General features: G+C 68.1%; 14 protein-coding genes and 1 tRNA gene. 4 read left to right on the plus strand and 11 right to left on the minus strand.

The genetic code is table 11. The features are described from left to right. Positions 1-9 precede the first annotated feature (9 nt). Positions 10-1,683: an MFS transporter gene (locus tag ACETK8_RS08145; protein ID WP_374039009.1), complete on the plus strand. Its 1,674-nt coding sequence runs from the start codon at positions 10-12 to the stop codon at positions 1,681-1,683. A gap of 95 nt (positions 1,684-1,778) precedes the next feature. Beyond that, complete coding sequence (locus ACETK8_RS08150) at positions 1,779-5,159, plus strand: PAS-domain containing protein (protein WP_374039010.1); 3,381 nt, start codon at positions 1,779-1,781, stop codon at positions 5,157-5,159. Positions 5,160-5,337: 178 nt separating this feature from the next. Here ACETK8_RS08150 and ACETK8_RS08155 read toward each other — a convergent pair whose 3' ends face one another. After that, positions 5,338-6,000: a response regulator gene (locus ACETK8_RS08155; RefSeq protein ID WP_374039011.1), complete on the minus strand. Its 663-nt coding sequence runs from the start codon at positions 5,998-6,000 to the stop codon at positions 5,338-5,340. A 121-nt stretch (positions 6,001-6,121) separates the two neighbouring features. Between ACETK8_RS08155 and ACETK8_RS08160 the strand changes: the two genes are divergently transcribed. Both ACETK8_RS08160 and acs read left to right on the plus strand, forming a co-directional pair. After that, positions 6,122-7,489 carry a DcaP family trimeric outer membrane transporter gene (locus tag ACETK8_RS08160; RefSeq protein WP_374039012.1) on the plus strand — a complete coding sequence of 456 codons (1,368 nt, stop codon included), beginning with the start codon at positions 6,122-6,124 and terminating at the stop codon, positions 7,487-7,489. A 69-nt stretch (positions 7,490-7,558) separates the two neighbouring features. Next, entirely contained in the window at positions 7,559-9,439 is a 1,881-nt protein-coding gene (gene acs / locus ACETK8_RS08165) for an acetate--CoA ligase (protein WP_374039369.1), read from the plus strand. 147 nt (positions 9,440-9,586) lie between these two features. On the opposite strand, the gene ACETK8_RS08170 is transcribed toward acs, so the two are convergent. The 10 genes from ACETK8_RS08170 to ACETK8_RS08215 form a co-directional block, all read right to left on the minus strand. After that, a complete protein-coding gene (locus tag ACETK8_RS08170; RefSeq protein ID WP_374039013.1) occupies positions 9,587-10,009 on the minus strand; it encodes an acid phosphatase in 423 nt (140 codons plus the stop codon). A 31-nt stretch (positions 10,010-10,040) separates the two neighbouring features. After that, positions 10,041-11,747, minus strand: a complete 1,707-nt coding sequence (locus ACETK8_RS08175) for a TonB-dependent receptor (protein ID WP_374039014.1) — start codon at positions 11,745-11,747, stop codon at positions 10,041-10,043. Beyond that, positions 11,662-12,147: a DUF6538 domain-containing protein gene (locus ACETK8_RS08180; protein ID WP_374039015.1), complete on the minus strand. Its 486-nt coding sequence runs from the start codon at positions 12,145-12,147 to the stop codon at positions 11,662-11,664. Before ACETK8_RS08180 ends, ACETK8_RS08175 begins: the two co-directional genes overlap by 86 nt. A gap of 129 nt (positions 12,148-12,276) precedes the next feature. Next, positions 12,277-12,366 (minus strand) — tRNA-Ser (locus ACETK8_RS08185). A gap of 98 nt (positions 12,367-12,464) precedes the next feature. Further along, positions 12,465-13,403 (minus strand): NUDIX hydrolase, encoded by a 939-nt coding sequence (locus ACETK8_RS08190; protein WP_374039016.1) that lies wholly within the window; start codon positions 13,401-13,403, stop codon positions 12,465-12,467. Between the two features lie 4 nt (positions 13,404-13,407). Continuing rightward, positions 13,408-14,001, minus strand: a complete 594-nt coding sequence (locus ACETK8_RS08195) for a YfbR-like 5'-deoxynucleotidase (protein WP_374039370.1) — start codon at positions 13,999-14,001, stop codon at positions 13,408-13,410. Between the two features lie 130 nt (positions 14,002-14,131). Further along, positions 14,132-15,004: a methyltransferase type 11 gene (locus ACETK8_RS08200; RefSeq protein WP_374039017.1), complete on the minus strand. Its 873-nt coding sequence runs from the start codon at positions 15,002-15,004 to the stop codon at positions 14,132-14,134. Positions 15,005-15,118: 114 nt separating this feature from the next. Then, positions 15,119-15,991 (minus strand): AAA family ATPase, encoded by an 873-nt coding sequence (locus ACETK8_RS08205; RefSeq protein WP_374039018.1) that lies wholly within the window; start codon positions 15,989-15,991, stop codon positions 15,119-15,121. A 62-nt stretch (positions 15,992-16,053) separates the two neighbouring features. Then, the gene (locus ACETK8_RS08210) at positions 16,054-16,260 is read right to left on the minus strand and encodes a hypothetical protein (protein WP_374039019.1); all 207 of its coding nucleotides are present in this window, start codon (positions 16,258-16,260) and stop codon (positions 16,054-16,056) included. Beyond that, a complete protein-coding gene (locus ACETK8_RS08215) occupies positions 16,257-16,679 on the minus strand; it encodes a hypothetical protein (RefSeq protein ID WP_374039020.1) in 423 nt (140 codons plus the stop codon). The genes ACETK8_RS08210 and ACETK8_RS08215 overlap by 4 nt, the downstream gene beginning before the upstream one ends. Positions 16,680-17,333 lie beyond the last annotated feature (654 nt).

The following is a 17,333-nucleotide window of genomic DNA, read 5'->3' on the forward strand; positions in this document are numbered from 1 at the left end:
GCAACACGAATGACTGACACCACCATCGGCGCGCCGGTGGAGCCCGATCACGAGGTCAACAAGAACGACAAACTCGTGATCCTGGCCTCATCGGTCGGCACCGTGATCGAATGGTACGATTTCTATCTGTACGGTTCGCTGGCTGCGATCATCACGGTCCAGTTCTTCTCGGGCGTGAACGAGACCACCGGCTACATCTTCGCCCTGATGGCCTTCGCCGCCGGCTTCGCCGTGCGTCCGTTCGGCGCCGTCGTCTTCGGGCGTCTGGGCGACCTGTGGGGTCGCAAGAACACCTTCCTCGTCACCATGCTCTTGATGGGCCTGTCGACCTTCGTGGTGGGCCTGTTGCCGCCCTATGCGGCCATCGGCATCGCCGCACCGATCATCCTGGTGCTGATGCGCCTGATCCAGGGTCTGGCCCTGGGCGGTGAGTATGGCGGCGCCGCCACCTACGTCGCCGAGCACGCCCCCCAGGGCAAGCGGGGCTTCTACACCTCCTTCATCCAGATCACGGCCACGGCCGGTCTGGTGCTCAGCCTCGTCGTCATCCTGGGCGTCCGTCTGGCCGTCGGCGAGGAAGCCTTCGCCGAGTGGGGCTGGCGTGTGCCGTTCCTGGTCTCGATCCTGCTGCTGGGCGTCTCCCTGTGGATCCGTCTGAAGCTGTCGGAAAGCCCGTCGTTCAAGCGCATGAAGGCCGAGGGCAAGGGGTCCAAGACCCCGCTGAAGGACAGCTTCGGCAAGTGGCCGAACCTGAAGCTGGTGCTGATCGCCCTTCTGGGTCTCACCGCCGGTCAGGCCGTCATCTGGTACACCGGCCAGTTCTACGCCCTGTTCTTCCTGGAGCGGGTACTCAAGGTCGACGCTACCCTGGTCTACATCCTGCTGACCATCGCGCTTCTGGCGGCCTCGCCCTTCTTCATCTTCTGGGGCTGGCTGTCGGATAAGGTGGGGCGCAAGCCGATCATCCTGGCGGGCTGCCTGATCGCGGCGATCACCTATTTCCCGCTGTTCAACGCCCTGACCGAGGCCGCCAACCCGCGTCTGGCCGCCGCCGCTGCTTCTGCGCCGATCACGGTCTATGCGGATCCCGCCGACTGCAATGTGCAGTTCGACCCGGTCGGCAAGACGGTGTTCAACCACTCCTGCGACCTGGCCAAATCCTACCTGGCCAAAGCGGGCGTGACCTACACCAACCTGGCGGCTCCGGCCGGCACGGTGGCCGAGGTTCGCATCGGCGACCAGGCCGTCATCGCGAGCTTCCGCGGCGACGCCATGCCCGCCGCCGAGTTCGGCGACGCCAAGAAGGCCTGGGACGCTGAACTGGGCGCCGTCCTGACCGCCGCCGGCTATCCGGCCAAGGCCGACAGCGCCCTGGTGAACAAGCCGATGGTCGTGGCCATCCTGTTCATCCTCGGCTTCTACGTGACCATGGTCTACGGCCCGATCGCCGCCGCCCTGGTCGAGATGTTCCCGACCAACATCCGCTACACCTCGATGTCGCTGCCCTATCACATCGGCAACGGCTGGTTCGGCGGCTTCCTGCCGACCACGGCCTTCGCCATCGTGGCCGCGACCGGGAACATCTACTCAGGCCTCTGGTATCCGATCATCGTGGCGGTCGGCACCGTCGTCCTGGGCTTCCTCCTCGTGAAGGAAGGCAAGGACGTCGACCTGAACGCCTGACGAAACGCTCCTCCCCGAGCCAAGGGCGGGTCGGTCTTCGGATCGGCCCGCCTTTTTCTTGCGAGCACGCCTCCGAGCCCGTCTAGATGACCGCGATGTACGCTCTTCTCATCCTGACGCTGGTGGCCGCCTATATGGCGGTGCTGTTCGCCATCGCCTGGCGCGGCGAGCGGCGCGGACCGACCGCGCCGGGACGCAGGTTCGGGCCGTGGGCCTATGCGCTCAGCCTGGCCATCTACTGCACCTCCTGGACCTACTATGGCGCGGTCGGCACGGCGTCGCGGAACGGGTGGGAGTACCTGCCCATCTATCTGGGGCCGGTGCTCGGGATCGTGGTCCTGTTCCCGATCTGGAGGCGGATCGCGGCGGCGGCTCGGCGCGAGAACATCGGCTCGATCGCCGACTTCATCTCGTCCCGCTACGGCAAGAGCCAGACCTTGGGGGCGCTCGTCGCCTGCGTCGCCATCGTGGGGTCGGTGCCCTATATCGCGCTTCAGCTGAAATCCCTGTCGATGGCCTGGCAGCTGCTGACCGAAGGGACGGCGGTGGCGGGCTCGGAGCAGTTGACCGTCAGCGTCATCGCCGTGGTCCTGGCCGGTTTCACCATCCTGTTCGGCGCGCGCCGGCCCGACCTGACCGAGCACAACAGAGGGCTGATCCAGGCCATCGCCCTGGAGTCGGTGGTCAAGCTGGCGGCGCTGGTGGCCGTGGCCGTCTTCGCCGCCCTGATGCTGTTCGGGACGCCAGAGCCGGGCGAGGCCATCGACTCGCTGGGCGAACTCGCGGCCATGCCGGTGATCGACGGACGGTTCGTGGCCATCACCCTGTTGGCGACCCTGGCGATCTTCTGCCTGCCGCGTCAGTTCCACGTCGGCTTCGTGGAGGCGGCCGAGCCCAGCCATATCCGCAGGGCGCGCTGGGTCTTTCCGATCTATCTGATCGTCACGTCGGTGGCGGTGGCGCCTCTGCTGGCGGCGGGCGGTCTCTACGCCGACATCGCCGATCCGGACCTGTTCGTCCTGGCCCTGCCGTTCCAGCAGGGGGCGGAGACGCTGACGGCGGTGGTCTTCGTCGGAGGCTTTTCGGCCGCGACCGCCATGGTGATCGTGGAGACCGTGGCCCTGTCGGCCATGGCCTCCAACAGCCTGATCCTGCCGCTTCTGGCGCGCGACCGGTGGCGGGCGCGGGAGGACGCGTCGGACATGGCCGGCGCCATCCTTCAGGTGCGGCGTGTCGTCATCTGCGTCGTCCTGTTCCTGGCCTGGCTCTATTTCCAGGCGACCGACCGATCCAGCGGCCTGGCGTCCATCGGCCTGACGTCGTTCGCGGCCCTGGCCCAGCTGGCGCCGGCCCTGTTCGGCGCCGTGCTCTGGCGGGGCGGCCACGCCAAGGGGGCGATCGCCGGCATCACCGTGGGCTCGGCCGTCTGGCTGTTGCTGCTGGCCATGCCCCAGATTGCGGCGGCCCTGGGCGCGGCGGAGATGAGCCTGCTGCATCTGGCCGACCCCCTGCCGCTGGGCGTCTTCCTAAGCCTGGGCGCCAATCTTGCCTGCTATATCCTGGTGTCGCGCGCGGCCGAGCCCCGGCTGATCGACCGGGTTCAGGCCCGCGCCTTCGTGGACCGGGTCAGCCTGGACTGGCGCGAGCGCAGCACGACGCCGTCGGGCGCCTCGGTCGGGGATCTGAAGACCCTGGTCGCCCGCTTTGTCGGGGACGCCGGGGCCGAGCGCTCCTTCGCCGCCTATGGGCGAGAGGCGGGGCGGTTGCTGAAGGATGCCGATCCGGCCGATGCGGGTCTGGCGCGGGCCGCCGAACGGATGCTGGCCGGCGCGGTCGGAGCGTCCTCGGCCCGCCGGGTCATCTCGGCCGCCCTGGCCGGGGGTGGGCGGGCGCCGGAGGACGTGGTGCGGATGCTCGACGAGGCGTCGCAGGCGGTCCAGTTCAACCGCGAACTGCTTCAGGCCACGCTCGACAATATCGACCAGGGCGTCAGCGTGGTGGACGAGGACCTGCGTCTGATCGCCTGGAACGCCCGCTATATCGAGCTGTTCGACCTGCCCACCGGTTTCGTCCATGTCGGTCAGCCGGTGGCGGCCGTCTATCGCCTGAACGCCGAGCGCGGAGAGGTGGTCGACGCTGACGACATGGAGGCCTGGGTGGAGCGGCGGCTGGACGCGCTTCGCCGGCGCGCGCCGCACGACCATGAGCGCGCCCAGCCCAATGGGCGGATCCTGAAGTCGACCGGGGCGGCCATGTCCGGGGGCGGCTATGTCACCTCCTACACCGACATCACCGAACTGCGTCGCGCGGCCCAGGCGCTGGAGGAGGCGAACGAACAGCTGGAGGCGCGGGTGGCGGACCGCACCGAACGGCTGGCCGAGGCCAAGCAGGCGGCGGAAGAGGCGACGGCTTCCAAGACCCGGTTTCTGGCGGCGGCGAGCCACGACCTGTTGCAGCCGCTGCATGCCGCCCGCCTGTTCATCGCCGCGCTCAAGGACGACGCCGCCGACGGCGGATCACGGACGCTGGCCGAGAATGCAGACCGCTCCATCGAGAGCGCCCACGGCCTGTTGAAGGCGCTGCTGAACCTGTCGCGGCTCGAGACCGGCGGGGTGCGGCCCGAGGTCGTGCCGATCTCGCTCGAGGCCCTGTTCGCCGACCTGCGGCGGGAGTTCACGCCTCTGGCCCGCGCCAAGGGTCTGAAGCTGCGGATCGTGCCGTCGCGTCTTTGGGTGGCCTCGGATCGGGACCTGCTGCGGTCGCTGCTGCAGAACCTGATCGGCAATGCGGTCCGCTACACTGACAGCGGCGTCGTCCTGATCGGCGCGAGGAGGGCCGAGGAGGCCCTGCGGATCGAGGTCCACGACACCGGCCGGGGCATCGCGCCGGAGCAGCAGGGCGCCATCTTCAACGAGTTCACCCGACTGCCTGGACGGGGCGGCGACGAACCGGGTGCAGGGCTGGGCTTGGCCATCGTCCGGCGCGTGGCGAACCTGTTGGGTCATCAGCTGGATCTGAGGTCGGAGGCGGGGCGAGGTTCGACCTTCTCCGTCACCGCACCGCGCGCGGTCGCGGTCGAGACCCCGATGGCCGCCACGCCCAAGCCCGCGCAGGGCGCCTCGCTGAAGGGTTTGCGCGTCCTTTGCGTGGACAACGAGCCGGCCATCCTGTCCGGTCTGACCGCCCTGCTGGAGCGGTGGGGCGCGACGGTGGCGACGGCCTCGGATGCGGCCGAGGCCCTGGCGTCTTCCGGCCCGGTCGATGCGGCCCTGGTCGATCTACATCTGGGCGAGGGGCCGGACGGGCTGACGGTCGTGGCCGGTCTGCGGGCGCGTGGCGTGCGCTCCATCGCCCTGATCACCGCCGACGCGGACGAGGCGCTGCAGGCGCGGGCCGCCGCGGCAGGGGCGGTGATGATGTCCAAGCCGGTGCGTCCGGCCTCGCTGAAAGCCTTCCTCAGCCGCCGTCAGCGTTAGGCGGCGACACCTCTCGTTCTCGGGACATCAGCTCAACTCGCCAACCTTCCGAAAGTAGTACGGATTCTTTTCGTTGACGGCGGGGCGATCAACCCCGAGTCCTGCGCGCGTCGACACGACGGGACGACGCGGCCGCTGTCCGGGGGGACATGCACGGACGCCGCGTCGTCTTCGTGGTTCAGCTTTCCAGAACCAGGGCTTGGGCCGCGATGACGGCCTGGGTGCGGTTGTGGACGCCCAGCTTGCGGAAGACGCTGGTCAGGTGGGCCTTGATGGTCGCCTCGGTGACGCCGAGGTCGTAGGCGATCTGCTTGTTCAGCCGACCCTGCTGCAGGCCGATCAGGATCTTCAGCTGCGACGGCGTCAGGCTGGCGATGCGGGCCTCCATCGATTCGTCCTCGTCGGCTTCGGGGATCGGCGGGGACCAGTTGTCGCCGGCGAGGATCGCCTCCAGCGCCTCGACCATCTCCTGAAGCGTCGCGGACTTGGGGATGAAGCCCGCCGCGCCGAAGGCGAGGGCGCGGCGCACGGTCGGTCCGTCCTCGCTGGCCGAGACCACGGCCACCGGCACGGCGGGGAAGTCGCCGCGCACCTCGGCCAGACCGGCGAAGCCTTCGCTGTCCGACAGTTTCAGGTCCAGCAGCAAGAGATCGACCGGACCGCCGCCCAGGGCCTCGCGCGCGCCGGCCAGGCTGGCGGTCTCCTCGATGGTCGCACCCGGCGCCGCGCGAGCCAGGGCGGACCCCAGGGCGGCCCGGAACAGGGGGTGGTCGTCGGCGACGACGATACGGTCCAAATCCTTGTCTCCCATGCCGGTCGCGGTCTGGCGCCGCTTATCCATGCGCCACTCTGCCACCCCCCGACTTTGGTCGAAACTAGACCAATGGCTAATGGCTCCAAAGAGAGAGCGACCGGAAGGTGACCGCATGAGGCCCGCATCAGATGGGCCCGGGAGGACGCCAATGACCATGAAGGCCGCACTGCTCGCCGGCTCAGCCGCCATCGCCCTGTCGCTCGCACCGGGACTGGCCCAGGCCCAGGCACAAGACACCGCCGCGCTCGAGGCGCGGATCGCCCAGCTGGAGGCCCAGCTCAACGAACTGAAGGCCGCCGTTCAGACGAGCCGGACCGAACAGACGGTCCAGCATCAGGCGGTGGCCCAAGACATCATCCGCATCGAACAGGCCCAGGCCGCCGCGCCTCCCGCGCCCGCGCCGGCCGCTCCCTCCGACGGTTTCCGCGTTGGCAACAACACCCTGAAGTTCGGCGGCTTCGTGAAGGCCGACTACAGTCTCAGCAGCTATTCCGGCGGCGACCCGGCCAACGGCGACCTGATGCGGGACTTCTACCTTCCGGGGGCGATCCCCGTGGGCGGCGCGGACGAAGGCGCGGCCGCCGACTTCAATGCGCGTCAGACCCGGTTCTGGCTGACGTCGGACGGCGCCATCGGCGGCCACCGCGTCGGCACGCGCGTGGAGATGGACTTCCAGGTCCTGCCGGGCGCGGGCGACCAGCGGACAACCAGCCCGTCGAACCTGTCGCTGCGCCGGGCCTTCGTCACCATCGACAACTGGCTGTTCGGTCAGGAGTGGACCAACTTCCAGAACATCGGCGTCCTGCCCGAGACTGCCGACTACATCGGTCCGTCGGAAGGCACGGTCTTCGCCCGTCAGGCCCAGATCCGCTACACGCGCGGCCCGTTCTCGATCTCGGTGGAGAACCCCGAGACGACCCTGACGACGTTCAACACCGGCGCGCGGATCATCGCCGACGACAACTCCCTGCCTGATGTGACCGCCCGCTATGCCGTCGTCCGGCCGTGGGGCGAGGCGTCCATTTCCGGCATCGTGCGCCAGTTGGCCTATGAGACGACCGGCGTCGGCGCCATCGACGAAAGCACGACCGGCTGGGGCGTCTCGGCCGCCGCCAAGATCAAGATCGGCTCCACCGACGACCTCAGGATCATGCTGTCGGGCGGTGAGGGGATCGGCCGCTATGTCGGCCTGAACTTCACCAACGATGCGGTCCTGACCTCGACGGGGCGGCTGGAGGCCATTCCGCTGACGGCCGGGTTCGCCGCCTATCGCCGCGTCTGGTCGCCCCAATGGCGGTCCAACTTCATCTACAGCTTCCAGAACGTGGACAACGACGCGGCCATCGTGACCCTGGCCACGAACAAGTCGGCCTATAGTGTTCGCGGCAACTTGATCTGGTCGCCCGTCACGGCGCTGGATTTCGGGGCCGAGCTCAGCTTCGGTGAGCGGGAGCTCGAGAACGGACTCTCGGGCGACATGACCCGTCTGACCCTCTTCGCCAAATATGGCTTCTAACCTTCAAGGCGCTGCGTGACCGACCAGGATCTCTACCCCGTTTCCGCCGACTGGGCCTCGCGGGCCCACATGAACAAGGCCCAATACGAGGTCGCGCGCATCGCCGCCCGCGAGAACCCGGAGGCCTTCTGGGCCGAACAGGCGAAGCGTCTGGACTGGTTCACCCCGCCGACGAAGATCAAGGATGTCTCGTTCGACAAGGCGGACTTCCACATCCGCTGGTTCGAGGACGGCGTCCTGAACGTCGCGTACAACTGCATCGATCGGCATCTGGCCGAGCGGGGCGACCAGACCGCCATCCTGTTCGAGGGCGACGACCCGTCGGTGTCGGGCGCCCTCACCTATGCGGAACTGCATCGCCAGGTCTGCCGCATGGCGAACGTCCTGAAGGACATGGGCGTTAAGAAGGGCGACCGGGTCACCATCTATCTGCCGATGGTCCCGGCCGCCGCCGTCGCCATGCTGGCCTGCGCCCGCATCGGCGCGGTCCACTCCGTCGTCTTCGGCGGCTTCTCGCCCGACAGCATCGCCGGCCGGATCGAGGACTGCGGCTCCACCGTCGTCATCACCGCCGATCAGGGCCTGCGCGCCGGCAAGGTCATCCCGCTGAAGGCCAATGTGGACGAGGCCCTGACCAAGGTGTCGGTCGAAAAGGTGCTGGTCATCGCCCACACCGGCGCCGACGTGCCGATCGTCGATGGCCGCGACGTGCGGTTCGAGGAGGCGGTGAAGACCGTCGCCGACGACTGTCCCTGCGAGCCGATGAACGCCGAGGACCCGCTGTTCATCCTCTACACCTCCGGCTCGACGGGTAAGCCCAAAGGGGTGCTGCACACCACGGGCGGCTATCTGTTCTGGGTGTCGTGGACGCACGAGCTGGTGTTCGACTATCGCCCCGGCGAGGTCTTTTGGTGCACCGCCGACGTGGGTTGGGTGACCGGCCACTCCTATGTCGTCTACGGCGCGCTTTCGAACGCGGCCACGACCCTGATGTTCGAGGGCGTGCCCAACTATCCGGACAACCGCCGCTTCTGGCAGGTGGTGGACAAGCACAAGGTCGAGGTCTTCTACACCGCCCCCACGGCCCTACGCGCCCTGATGCGCGACGGCGATGAGCCGGTGAAGTCGACGAGCCGCAAGTCGCTGCGCCTGCTCGGCACCGTGGGCGAGCCGATCAACCCCGAGGCCTGGCGCTGGTATCATGAGGTGGTCGGCGAGGGCCGCCTGCCCATCGTGGACACCTGGTGGCAGACCGAGACCGGCGGCGCCCTGGTCGCGCCCTTGCCCGGCGCCACGGACCTGAAGCCCGGATCGGCGACCAAGCCTCTGCCCGGCGTGGAGTTGCAACTGGTGGACGCCGAGGGCGGGGTGCTGGAGGGGGCCACGAGCGGCAACCTCTGCATCACCGACAGCTGGCCCGGTCAGATGCGGACGGTCTGGGGCGATCACCAGCGCTTCTTCGACACCTATTTTTCGACCTATCCCGGCAAGTATTTCACCGGCGACGGCTGTCGCCGGGACGAGGACGGCTACTACTGGATCACCGGCCGGGTCGACGACGTCATCAACGTCTCCGGCCACCGCATGGGCACGGCCGAGGTGGAGAGCGCGCTTGTTCTGCACGAGGACGTCGCCGAGGCCGCCGTCGTCGGCTTCCCTCATGACATCAAGGGACAGGGCATCTACGCCTATGTCACCCTGAACAAGGGCGTCGAGGCCACCGACGACCTCAAGAAGGCCCTGGTCGCCCAGGTCCGCCACGAGATCGGCCCCATCGCCGCCCCCGACGTCATTCAGTGGGCGCCGGGCCTGCCCAAGACCCGGTCAGGCAAGATCATGCGGCGTATCCTCAGGAAGATCGCCGAGAACGGTCTGGGCTCGCTGGGCGACACCTCGACCCTGGCCGATCCGTCGGTGGTGGACGATCTGGTGAAGAACCGGGGCGGCTGAGGTCCCCAAAGCTGGGGCGCATGAGGCCTGAGCCGCGGGGGCTTTGGCTCTTGCGCAGGACGCGGCCGGCTACGATGCGTCCATGCTGGACGAGGTCATCGTCACCGCCACCCAGGAAGTCTGCCGGTCGCTTGGTCATCCTGACGTTCAACGGCCGGCCGCGCGGGCCTCGGCGAGTTCGCGAGCTGCGACGGCGAAATCGGCCCGGAACGCCGGGTCGGCCTTGAGGGCCGCGACCATGGCCGCGCCGACGATGCGGCCGGCTTCGACGTCGCTGGCGTAGTGGACGCCGCAGATCATGCGGCTGTCGCCATAGGCGAGGCCACGCGCCAGGATGGCGTCGGCGCGGTCGGGCGCCATCTCCGCCAGCACAAGAGCCCAGGCCCAGCCGAGCGCGGTGTGGCCCGAGGGGTAGGAGCCGCTGGAGGCCAGCCAGGGTTCGGGCGGGAAACAGGTCTCGGCCGGTTCCGTCACGAAGGGGCGAGGGCGGAAGTAACCGCGCTTGGCCGGCGTCTGGATGGTTTCGAGGTCTCCCAGCATCCGGCCCAGCATCAGGGTCAGGGTCGGCATCCGCTCGGGCGTGAAGGTGATGCCCAGGGCTTCATCGAAGATGCGCGGCGCGGATGGGGTCTCGATCTCGTTGTCGGCGCGGGCCTGATCCCAGCGCGGCGTGCCGGCGAGGGCGCGGGTCGCGCGATATTGGGCGATGTCGTCCTGTTCCCGTAGAGACCCGGCGGCGGGCGGGGCGGCAGGAAATTGGCGGCGTTCGGCGCGGTCTCGGCCGTGAGGTAGCCGTGCGGGTGGTCGCGAAAACCGACCCAGAAGGTCGGGGCGGGGGCGGGCGCCGCCGCGCAACCGGCAAGGATGAGAGCGAGCGCGGCTCCAGACCCACGCGGCCGCTGACTTCCGACATCTCCTGATCGTAGTCGCGCACCGGACCGGGAACGGCCGGGGCGACCGTGGTGCCCGAGGTCGATAGCTGGCGCTCTTCATATTCAAAGCGCAGGCCGGCGATCAGGCGGAAGCGGTCGGTGAAGGCGAAGCTGTTGTGGGTGAAGAGACCTGTGGCCATCACGCTCTGGTCGTAGGGCGTGTTGATCAGACCGGCCAAACCCCGGAACTGGGTGTAGAAGCCGCCGTCGATGCTCTCGTCGGCATAGTGGGCGCCGACCAGCCAGTTCCAGCGACCCTCGCCGGTCGAGGCCAGACGCAGTTCCTGAGAGAAGACGTCCAGGTCGTTGTAGAAGTAGACGTCGGACTCCTGGTACCGCGTACCGTCCCAGTCGTTGTATTCCGAACGGCTGAAGGTCTGGTAGGCGGTCAGCGAGGTCAGTTCGGCCCAGTCCAGATCGGCCGAGATACGGGCGTTCAGGTCGAAGCCTTCATTGTCGCGGCCGGGCTTGTCGCCCACGCTGCGACCCGAGACGGCGGCCAGGGCCGGCGACAGTTGCCAGCCGGTGATGCGCCAGGCCTGGTCGGTCGGGATGGTCGGGCCCAGCGCCGGCGTCGCTGGCGCATAGGGACCGCGCAGGCGAAGGCCCAGGCCGTCGGACTTGTCGACCATATAGGTGGCGGTCAGGTTGGCGGTGACGGTCTCGTTGACGTCCCAGGTCAGACGACCCCGGATCGCGCTCTTGTCCTTGTCGCCCAGGGCTTCGCCGGTATCGCGGCTGAACTGCCAGGCGCCGCCCTGTTCGGTGACGGCGGCGAGGCGACCCAGGAGGCCCGGAGCGATCTGGCCCGAGACATAGCCCTCGACCATGAAGCGGTCATAGTTGGCGATCTCGGCGGTCGCGCCGGCGCGGAACTCCGTCGTCGGGGCGTTGGTGATGATGTTGACGGCGCCGGCGGTCGAGTTGCGGCCATAGAGGGTGCCCTGCGGTCCGCGCAGGATCTCCATCCGCGCCACGTCGAACATCGCGCCCTGGGTGGTCACGGTGTAGGGGTGGGCGACCTCGTCGACATAGATGCCGGCTGACGAGGTGTTGTTGGCCGAGTATTGCGTCGCGCCGATGCCGCGGATGCGGAACTGAGGCTGGCCGCCGCCGAACTGGCTGTCGACCTCGACGTTCGGGACGATGTTCTCGATCTCGTTGACGACCGAGACGCCCTTTTCCTTCAGTTCTTCGCCGCCCAGGACGTTCAGGGCGATGCCCACGTCCTGGCTGTTCTGTTCACGGCGTTGGGCGGTGACCACGACGTCTTCGACGGCCGTGGTCTGTTCATGGGAGACGACCTGGGCCGATGCGGGGAGCGCCGCGGCCAGGGCGAGGGCGGCGCTGGAGGCGCCGAGCAGAAGACGTTGCATGTTGACCAACCTGCTCTTCGAGCGCTCGGATGCGACCGAGAGAGAGGTCTCGTTGTTCTTCGACTTCGATATCCGGTTGGTTGGTGCGAGGGACAAAGCCAAGGTCGGCGGTGTCTCTGAGACCCGCGAAGCAGCCTTCGATCAGACGCCGGGTCTCGGCCTTGGAAGCGGATTGGTGACTGAGCATCTCGAACATTTCAAACACGCGCGCGCCGTATCGGGCGGCGAGAACCTGTGCTGTTCGAGGATGATGGACGGCTAAGGACCGTCGGATCTCGGAGGCACCGATCCGCGCCTTCAAATGGACCGGCACCCGCACGCGCAGGTAATAGATGCCGTTCCTGAAAAGAAGGTGCGGGGACGGCTTCCGCGTGACGCGGCGAACCCCAGTCGCCGTCATCTCGTGCTTTCGACGACATGACGCAGGCCCACGCCGTGATCGGTGTGGACCAGTAAATGGTACCAGTTTGGGCTGGTGACAGCCAAGTCCTGAAGTGGGCCGTTGTTAATACGGCTGTTTTTCAGGAAATGGCGGAGAGGGTGGGATTCGAACCCACGGTACCCGTAAAGGCACGCCGCATTTCGAGTGCGGTACATTCGACCACTCTGCCACCTCTCCGCGGGGCCGTCGTACGCTTGGTCGAAGCGAGCGGCTTCTCTAATGGGGTCGGGGGCGCGCCGCAAGCGGGTTCGGACGATTTTCCGAAGTCAAATTTTCTAGCGCAGCGTGGGGAGGGCGAGGCCGGGGGCCTGGCCGTCGCGGGGGCCGGCGCCGGTGAAGCGGAAGAGCTCGGCCGGGCGGCCGCCGGTGCCGGTGGAGAGGCGGCCGGTGGGCTCGACCAGACCGGTGCGTTCGACGCTGCGCCGGAAGTTCTGCTTGTGCAGGTTCAGGCCCACGACGGCCTCGGCGGCGGTCTGGAGCGCGGACAGGGTAAAGGTGGCCGGCGTCAGTTCGAACAGGACCGGACGGTAGCGCAGCTTGCTGCGGAGACGGCCCAGGCCCGTGGCGAGGATGCGGCGGTGGTCCGACGCCATGGGGCGGTCGTGGAGGTCGAGCGGCGTGGCGTCGTCGCGGTCGCGGGCGGCCTCCGCGACCAGACCGGCTTCGTACAGGAGTTCGTAACGTTCCAGCACGCGGGTCTCGTCCCAGCGGGCGGAGGCCGTGGCGGGGAAGAGAGCCTCGATCCGTTCGAGGCGGTTGGCGTCGCCGGCGGCCCAGGCCGTCAGGGCGGTCAGGATGTCCTTGAGCGCCTTGGGGGCGTTGCGGCGGTCTTCCCAGGGGAAGATGTCGAGCGCGGGCGTCCAGCGGGCGCCGGGCGGGGCCATGTCGACGGCGTCGGCGGTCAGGGCGAGGTAGCCGACGGAGACCTCGCGCTGACGGTCCGGGCCGGGCGTGCGGCGAGGGGCGGCGCGACCCGCGTCGCCGAAGGTGTAGAGCTGTTCGACGAAGCCGAGGCCGAAGCCGGTCTGGGCCGTCACGAAGGACCGCAGGGCGCGTTCGAAGGTGCGGTCCTCGGCCGGGTCGAAGGGGCCGAAGGGGAGGGCCAGTTCGTGGTCCGGCGTCTCGGTGGTCAGGACGCAGAGGCGGCCGGAGCGGAGCGCCATGACGACGGCGGACAGGCCGATCCGGACGCCGTGCTCTCCGCCCCAGCTCATGCCGCTATTCCGTATGCCAGGCGTCGGCGGCGGGCAGGATGCCCACGGCCTCGGCGAGGACGCGATAGCGTTCGAGGTAGCGTTGCTGAGCGACCGAGGCGGGCAGGGGGTCGATGACCAGGTCGTAGCCCGGAGGCGGGGCGCCGAAGAAGCCGAGCGACTCGGTTTCGTTGAAGCCGGCCAGTTGGGTGGCCTCGAAATAGGCGCAGGCCCGGTCGGCGCTCTTGATGAGCTTCTTGATTTGGACCGGCGTCTTGGGCGGAAGGCCGAAGCGGACGTGGATGGCGTCTTCCAGGCGGGCCTCGAAGGATTTGTAGCTGACGCCGAGCGCCGCCTTGAAGGGCGAGATCATGTCGCCGATGACGTATTCGGAGGCGTCGTGGAGCAGGGCGGCCAGGCGCCATTTGGGCTCCAGGCCCGGTTTGATGTGGGCGGCGATCTCCTCGACGACGCAGGAGTGCTGGGCGACCGAGAAGGCGTGCTCGCCGATAGTCTGGCCGTTCCAGCGGGCGACGCGAGCCAGGCCGTGGGCGATGTCCTCGATCTCGATGTCGAAGGGCGACGGGTCGAGCAGGTCCAGGCGGCGGCCCGACAGCATGCGCTGCCAGGCGCGGGGCGCGGGGGTTTTCGAGGAACGAGGGGCGGGCGGAACGGCCAAGGCGAAGTCCAATCGGCGAACGGCAGGTCAGGTGACCCATCCGGAACGCGGGATCAAGCCGAAGGGCGCCCTATTCCCCAACGTTGAGGGTCACGAGGTCCTTGGCGGAGTCGAAGACGCCGTCCGAGTCGCGGTCCTTGGCGTGGACCGTGGCGATGACGATGGGGCCGCCGACGGGGCCGCGCGCCTCGAACCCGACCAGTCGCCAGCCCTGATCGGCGGGACGGCTGTCGGTCAGGAGGTAGGTGCGGCGCGTGGCGTCGCCGGGCGCATTAGTGCGGATCTCGGCGGCGTTGTCGTGGGCCTGGACGCTGACGCTCTCGTCGGAGGAGGTGATGCGGGCCTCGCCGGTCGAATCGTCGGCGTTGATGGAGAAGCCGCCGATGCGGACGCTGGCCTTGTCGCCGTTGGCGTCGACGCTCATGCCCGGCAGGCGGACGGTGGCGCGGTCGCCCTGGGCGTCGATGGCCATGCCGGGGGCGCGGACGCTGGCCCGGTCGGCGGCGGCGTCCGCCTCGGCGCGGGCCTTGTCGGCTTCGGTAGCGGCGATGTCGGCCTGAACCTGGGCCTGGTCAGCGGAGGCCTGGGCGCGGGCGGCATCGGCCGAGGCGCGCAGTTCGGCCGTGGTGTGGGGCATGTCGGCCGAGAGGGCGTTTTCGAGGCGGCGCAGGACGGCGTCGGCGCCCTGATCCGTCAGGGCGATCAGTTGCAGCGAGACCTCGGCGCCGCGCGGGCCGGTGTAGAGGCAGGTCGTGCCCCCGGCGTGGGCCGTGCCCTTGCGGGTCAGGACGCCGATGGTTTCCGGGCATTGCAGGGTGTCGACGACCTTCAGCACGCCCTTGGCGCCCGTGTCGGTCGTGGTCGTGGAGATCCGCACGGAGTCGCCGTCGCAGGCCGCCGTCATCAGGCAAGCTGTGCAGATGGTGGCGAGAAGCAGTCGCATCCAGGAGTTCCTCTTCAGGCCTTCATCTTGAACAGTGTCTGTGACGATTCCAGTGAAATCGCGGTAATCGATCTGACGATATCTGTCCGTGGCGTGTCGGGAATGCGCCGTTTCTCAAACGCCGGGGCGCGACCCCTCGCGACGATTGAGGAAGGCCAGACGCTCGAAGAGGTGGACGTCCTGTTCGTTCTTCAGAAGCGCGCCGTGCAGCGGCGGGATCAGCTTGTTGGGGCTGGTCTCGCGCAGGGTTTCGGGCTGGACGTCGTCGACCATCAGGAGTTTCAGCCAGTCCAGCAGTTCGGAGGTGGAGGGTTTCTTCTTCAGACCGGGCGTGTCGCGGATCTCGTAGAATGTCTTGAGGGCTTCCGAGACCAGACGCGGTTTGATGCCGGGGAAGTGGACCTCGATGATCGCCTTCATCGTCTCGTCGTCGGGGAAGCGGATGTAGTGGAAGAAGCAGCGGCGCAGGAAGGCGTCGGGCAGCTCCTTCTCGTTGTTCGAGGTGATGACGACGATGGGACGGACGGCGGCGCGGATCGTCTCGTCGGTCTCGTGGACGTAGAATTCCATCCGGTCGAGCTCCTGCAGGAGGTCGTTGGGGAACTCGATATCGGCCTTGTCGATCTCGTCGATCAGGAGGATCGGGCGGGTCTCGGAGGTGAAGGCCTCCCAGAGCTTGCCGGGCTTGAGGTAGTTGCGGACGTCCTTGACCCGCTCTTCGCCGAGCTGCGAGTCGCGCAGGCGGCTGACGGCGTCGTATTCGTAGAGGCCGTTGTGGGCCTTGGTCGTGGACTTGATGTGCCAGGTGATGAGCGGGGCGTTCAGGGCCCGGGCCATCTCATAGGCCAGGACCGTCTTGCCGGTGCCGGGCTCGCCCTTGATGAGGAGGGGCCGTTCCAGGGCGACGGCGGCGTTGACCGCGATCTTCAGGTCCTGGGTGGCGATATAGTTCGAGGTGCCCTCGAACCGGTCTTGCGGCCGCGACATCGGATGCTCCGTGGTTTCGAACCACGACTACCGAGGGCGCGGCCGGTTAACAACGATCAGTTTCAGCTGATCTTCTTGGCCGAGACCGGGTCGGAGGCGGGGAAGGTCTCTTCGATGCCCTCGTCGACCAGGGCCTCCTGACGGTCCTCTGCGGCGTCGTGGCCCTCTGTCAGTTGGTCGGGCTTGCCGTGCAGGCGTTCGGCCTTGCGGGCGTGAGGGGTGTCGGGGTCGTGGTCGGGACCGCGTTCCTTGGGGGCGGCAGTGTTCATTTTTCTTCTCCTTCCGGGCCGTAGCCCAGGTCTTCGATGTCGTCGTCGGACAGGGTCTTGGCCTCCCAGTGGGCGGCCGAGGCCTGGGCCCCGCGGGAGTCTTCCATCAGGCCGGAATAGACCAGTTCGACCTCGCCCTCGCCGGGGGCGTCGGCGCCGAGATCCAGTTCGTTGATGCGGGCGCCGTCCTGGCCGTACTGGGCGTCGGCATCAGGCTCGACCCCGTCGGCGCTGAGGGTGTCGTCGAGGTCCTGATCGTCCTCGTCGAAGTCGTCCTCGTCGGCGTCGCCGTCGGCGGAGGTGACGTCCAGAACCTCAGGCATTTCCTCGAAGGTCTTGTATTCATTGGTGACGCCGCCGCTTTCGGAGACGTCGTTGTTGTCTTCGTCGAAGGCTTCGGACTGGTCGATGTCAGGCATGGTCGCCTCCCTGTTGTGGAGGTTCAACGCCGGGGCTTTGGCGGGCGTTCCGCCTGTCGGACAGCCGACATCGTCCTTCCGCTGCGAACGGGTATGGGGAAGCGGCGGAGCCGTGGGCGATCTCGCCCGGGACCGTGGCGGACGCCGTCGCCGACGCCAGCCTGTGTGTAGAGTTTCGGCGTGGTCGCCTGGCTCCGCTCGACCGGTTTTCGCAAGCTGCGCGGGGGAGGGAAGCTCCTAGCCGGGAGCGGCGGAGCCCATTCGCCCGCCGCCTTGGTTTCCACCCGGTTCGTCCCGATTCCGCCTCTTAAGCCCACGACGGGCGACGGCGCCCAGTGCGCCGCCGGACCCGGGGGACTTCAGCTCCCCCGGCAACCCCGCGATCGACCCCGCCGCACGTCCGGGTCCTGGGCCCAGGACGCCTTCCCCACGCGGTGGGACGTCTGTGAGGATACGGGAGGAATTGGGGGCGTTAAGGAAAAGGGGTCTTAAAAGTTCGGGGCGTTGGAATCGTTGGCGAAATCGGGGGATGCTTTGCCAACTTCGACGCTCCATCATCCGTGCACCCCAGCGAAGGCTGGGGTCCAGATCAAGGATTCAGTCGGCCCGGATCGCGCACCGATCCCTCTGCTCGAGGCGGCAGAGACTTCCATC

Origin of the sequence: Brevundimonas staleyi, from assembly GCF_041893865.1 — a bacterium.
Taxonomy (GTDB): domain Bacteria; phylum Pseudomonadota; class Alphaproteobacteria; order Caulobacterales; family Caulobacteraceae; genus Brevundimonas; species Brevundimonas staleyi.

Bases quoted from the DNA above. Each gene is read 5' to 3' on its own strand.
- ACETK8_RS08145 (WP_374039009.1), top strand. From the start codon at position 10: ATGACTGACACCACCATCGGCGCGCCGGTGGAGCCCGATCACGAGGTC.
- ACETK8_RS08150 (WP_374039010.1), top strand. From the start codon at position 1,779: ATGTACGCTCTTCTCATCCTGACGCTGGTGGCCGCCTATATGGCGGTG.
- ACETK8_RS08155 (WP_374039011.1), bottom strand. From the start codon at position 6,000: ATGGATAAGCGGCGCCAGACCGCGACCGGCATGGGAGACAAGGATTTG.
- ACETK8_RS08160 (WP_374039012.1), top strand. From the start codon at position 6,122: ATGACCATGAAGGCCGCACTGCTCGCCGGCTCAGCCGCCATCGCCCTG.
- acs (WP_374039369.1), top strand. From the start codon at position 7,559: ATGAACAAGGCCCAATACGAGGTCGCGCGCATCGCCGCCCGCGAGAAC.
- ACETK8_RS08170 (WP_374039013.1), bottom strand. From the start codon at position 10,009: ATGCCGACCCTGACCCTGATGCTGGGCCGGATGCTGGGAGACCTCGAA.
- ACETK8_RS08175 (WP_374039014.1), bottom strand. From the start codon at position 11,747: ATGCAACGTCTTCTGCTCGGCGCCTCCAGCGCCGCCCTCGCCCTGGCC.
- ACETK8_RS08180 (WP_374039015.1), bottom strand. From the start codon at position 12,147: ATGACGGCGACTGGGGTTCGCCGCGTCACGCGGAAGCCGTCCCCGCAC.
- ACETK8_RS08190 (WP_374039016.1), bottom strand. From the start codon at position 13,403: ATGAGCTGGGGCGGAGAGCACGGCGTCCGGATCGGCCTGTCCGCCGTC.
- ACETK8_RS08195 (WP_374039370.1), bottom strand. From the start codon at position 14,001: ATGCTGTCGGGCCGCCGCCTGGACCTGCTCGACCCGTCGCCCTTCGAC.
- ACETK8_RS08200 (WP_374039017.1), bottom strand. From the start codon at position 15,004: ATGCGACTGCTTCTCGCCACCATCTGCACAGCTTGCCTGATGACGGCG.
- ACETK8_RS08205 (WP_374039018.1), bottom strand. From the start codon at position 15,991: ATGTCGCGGCCGCAAGACCGGTTCGAGGGCACCTCGAACTATATCGCC.
- ACETK8_RS08210 (WP_374039019.1), bottom strand. From the start codon at position 16,260: ATGAACACTGCCGCCCCCAAGGAACGCGGTCCCGACCACGACCCCGAC.
- ACETK8_RS08215 (WP_374039020.1), bottom strand. From the start codon at position 16,679: ATGCCTGACATCGACCAGTCCGAAGCCTTCGACGAAGACAACAACGAC.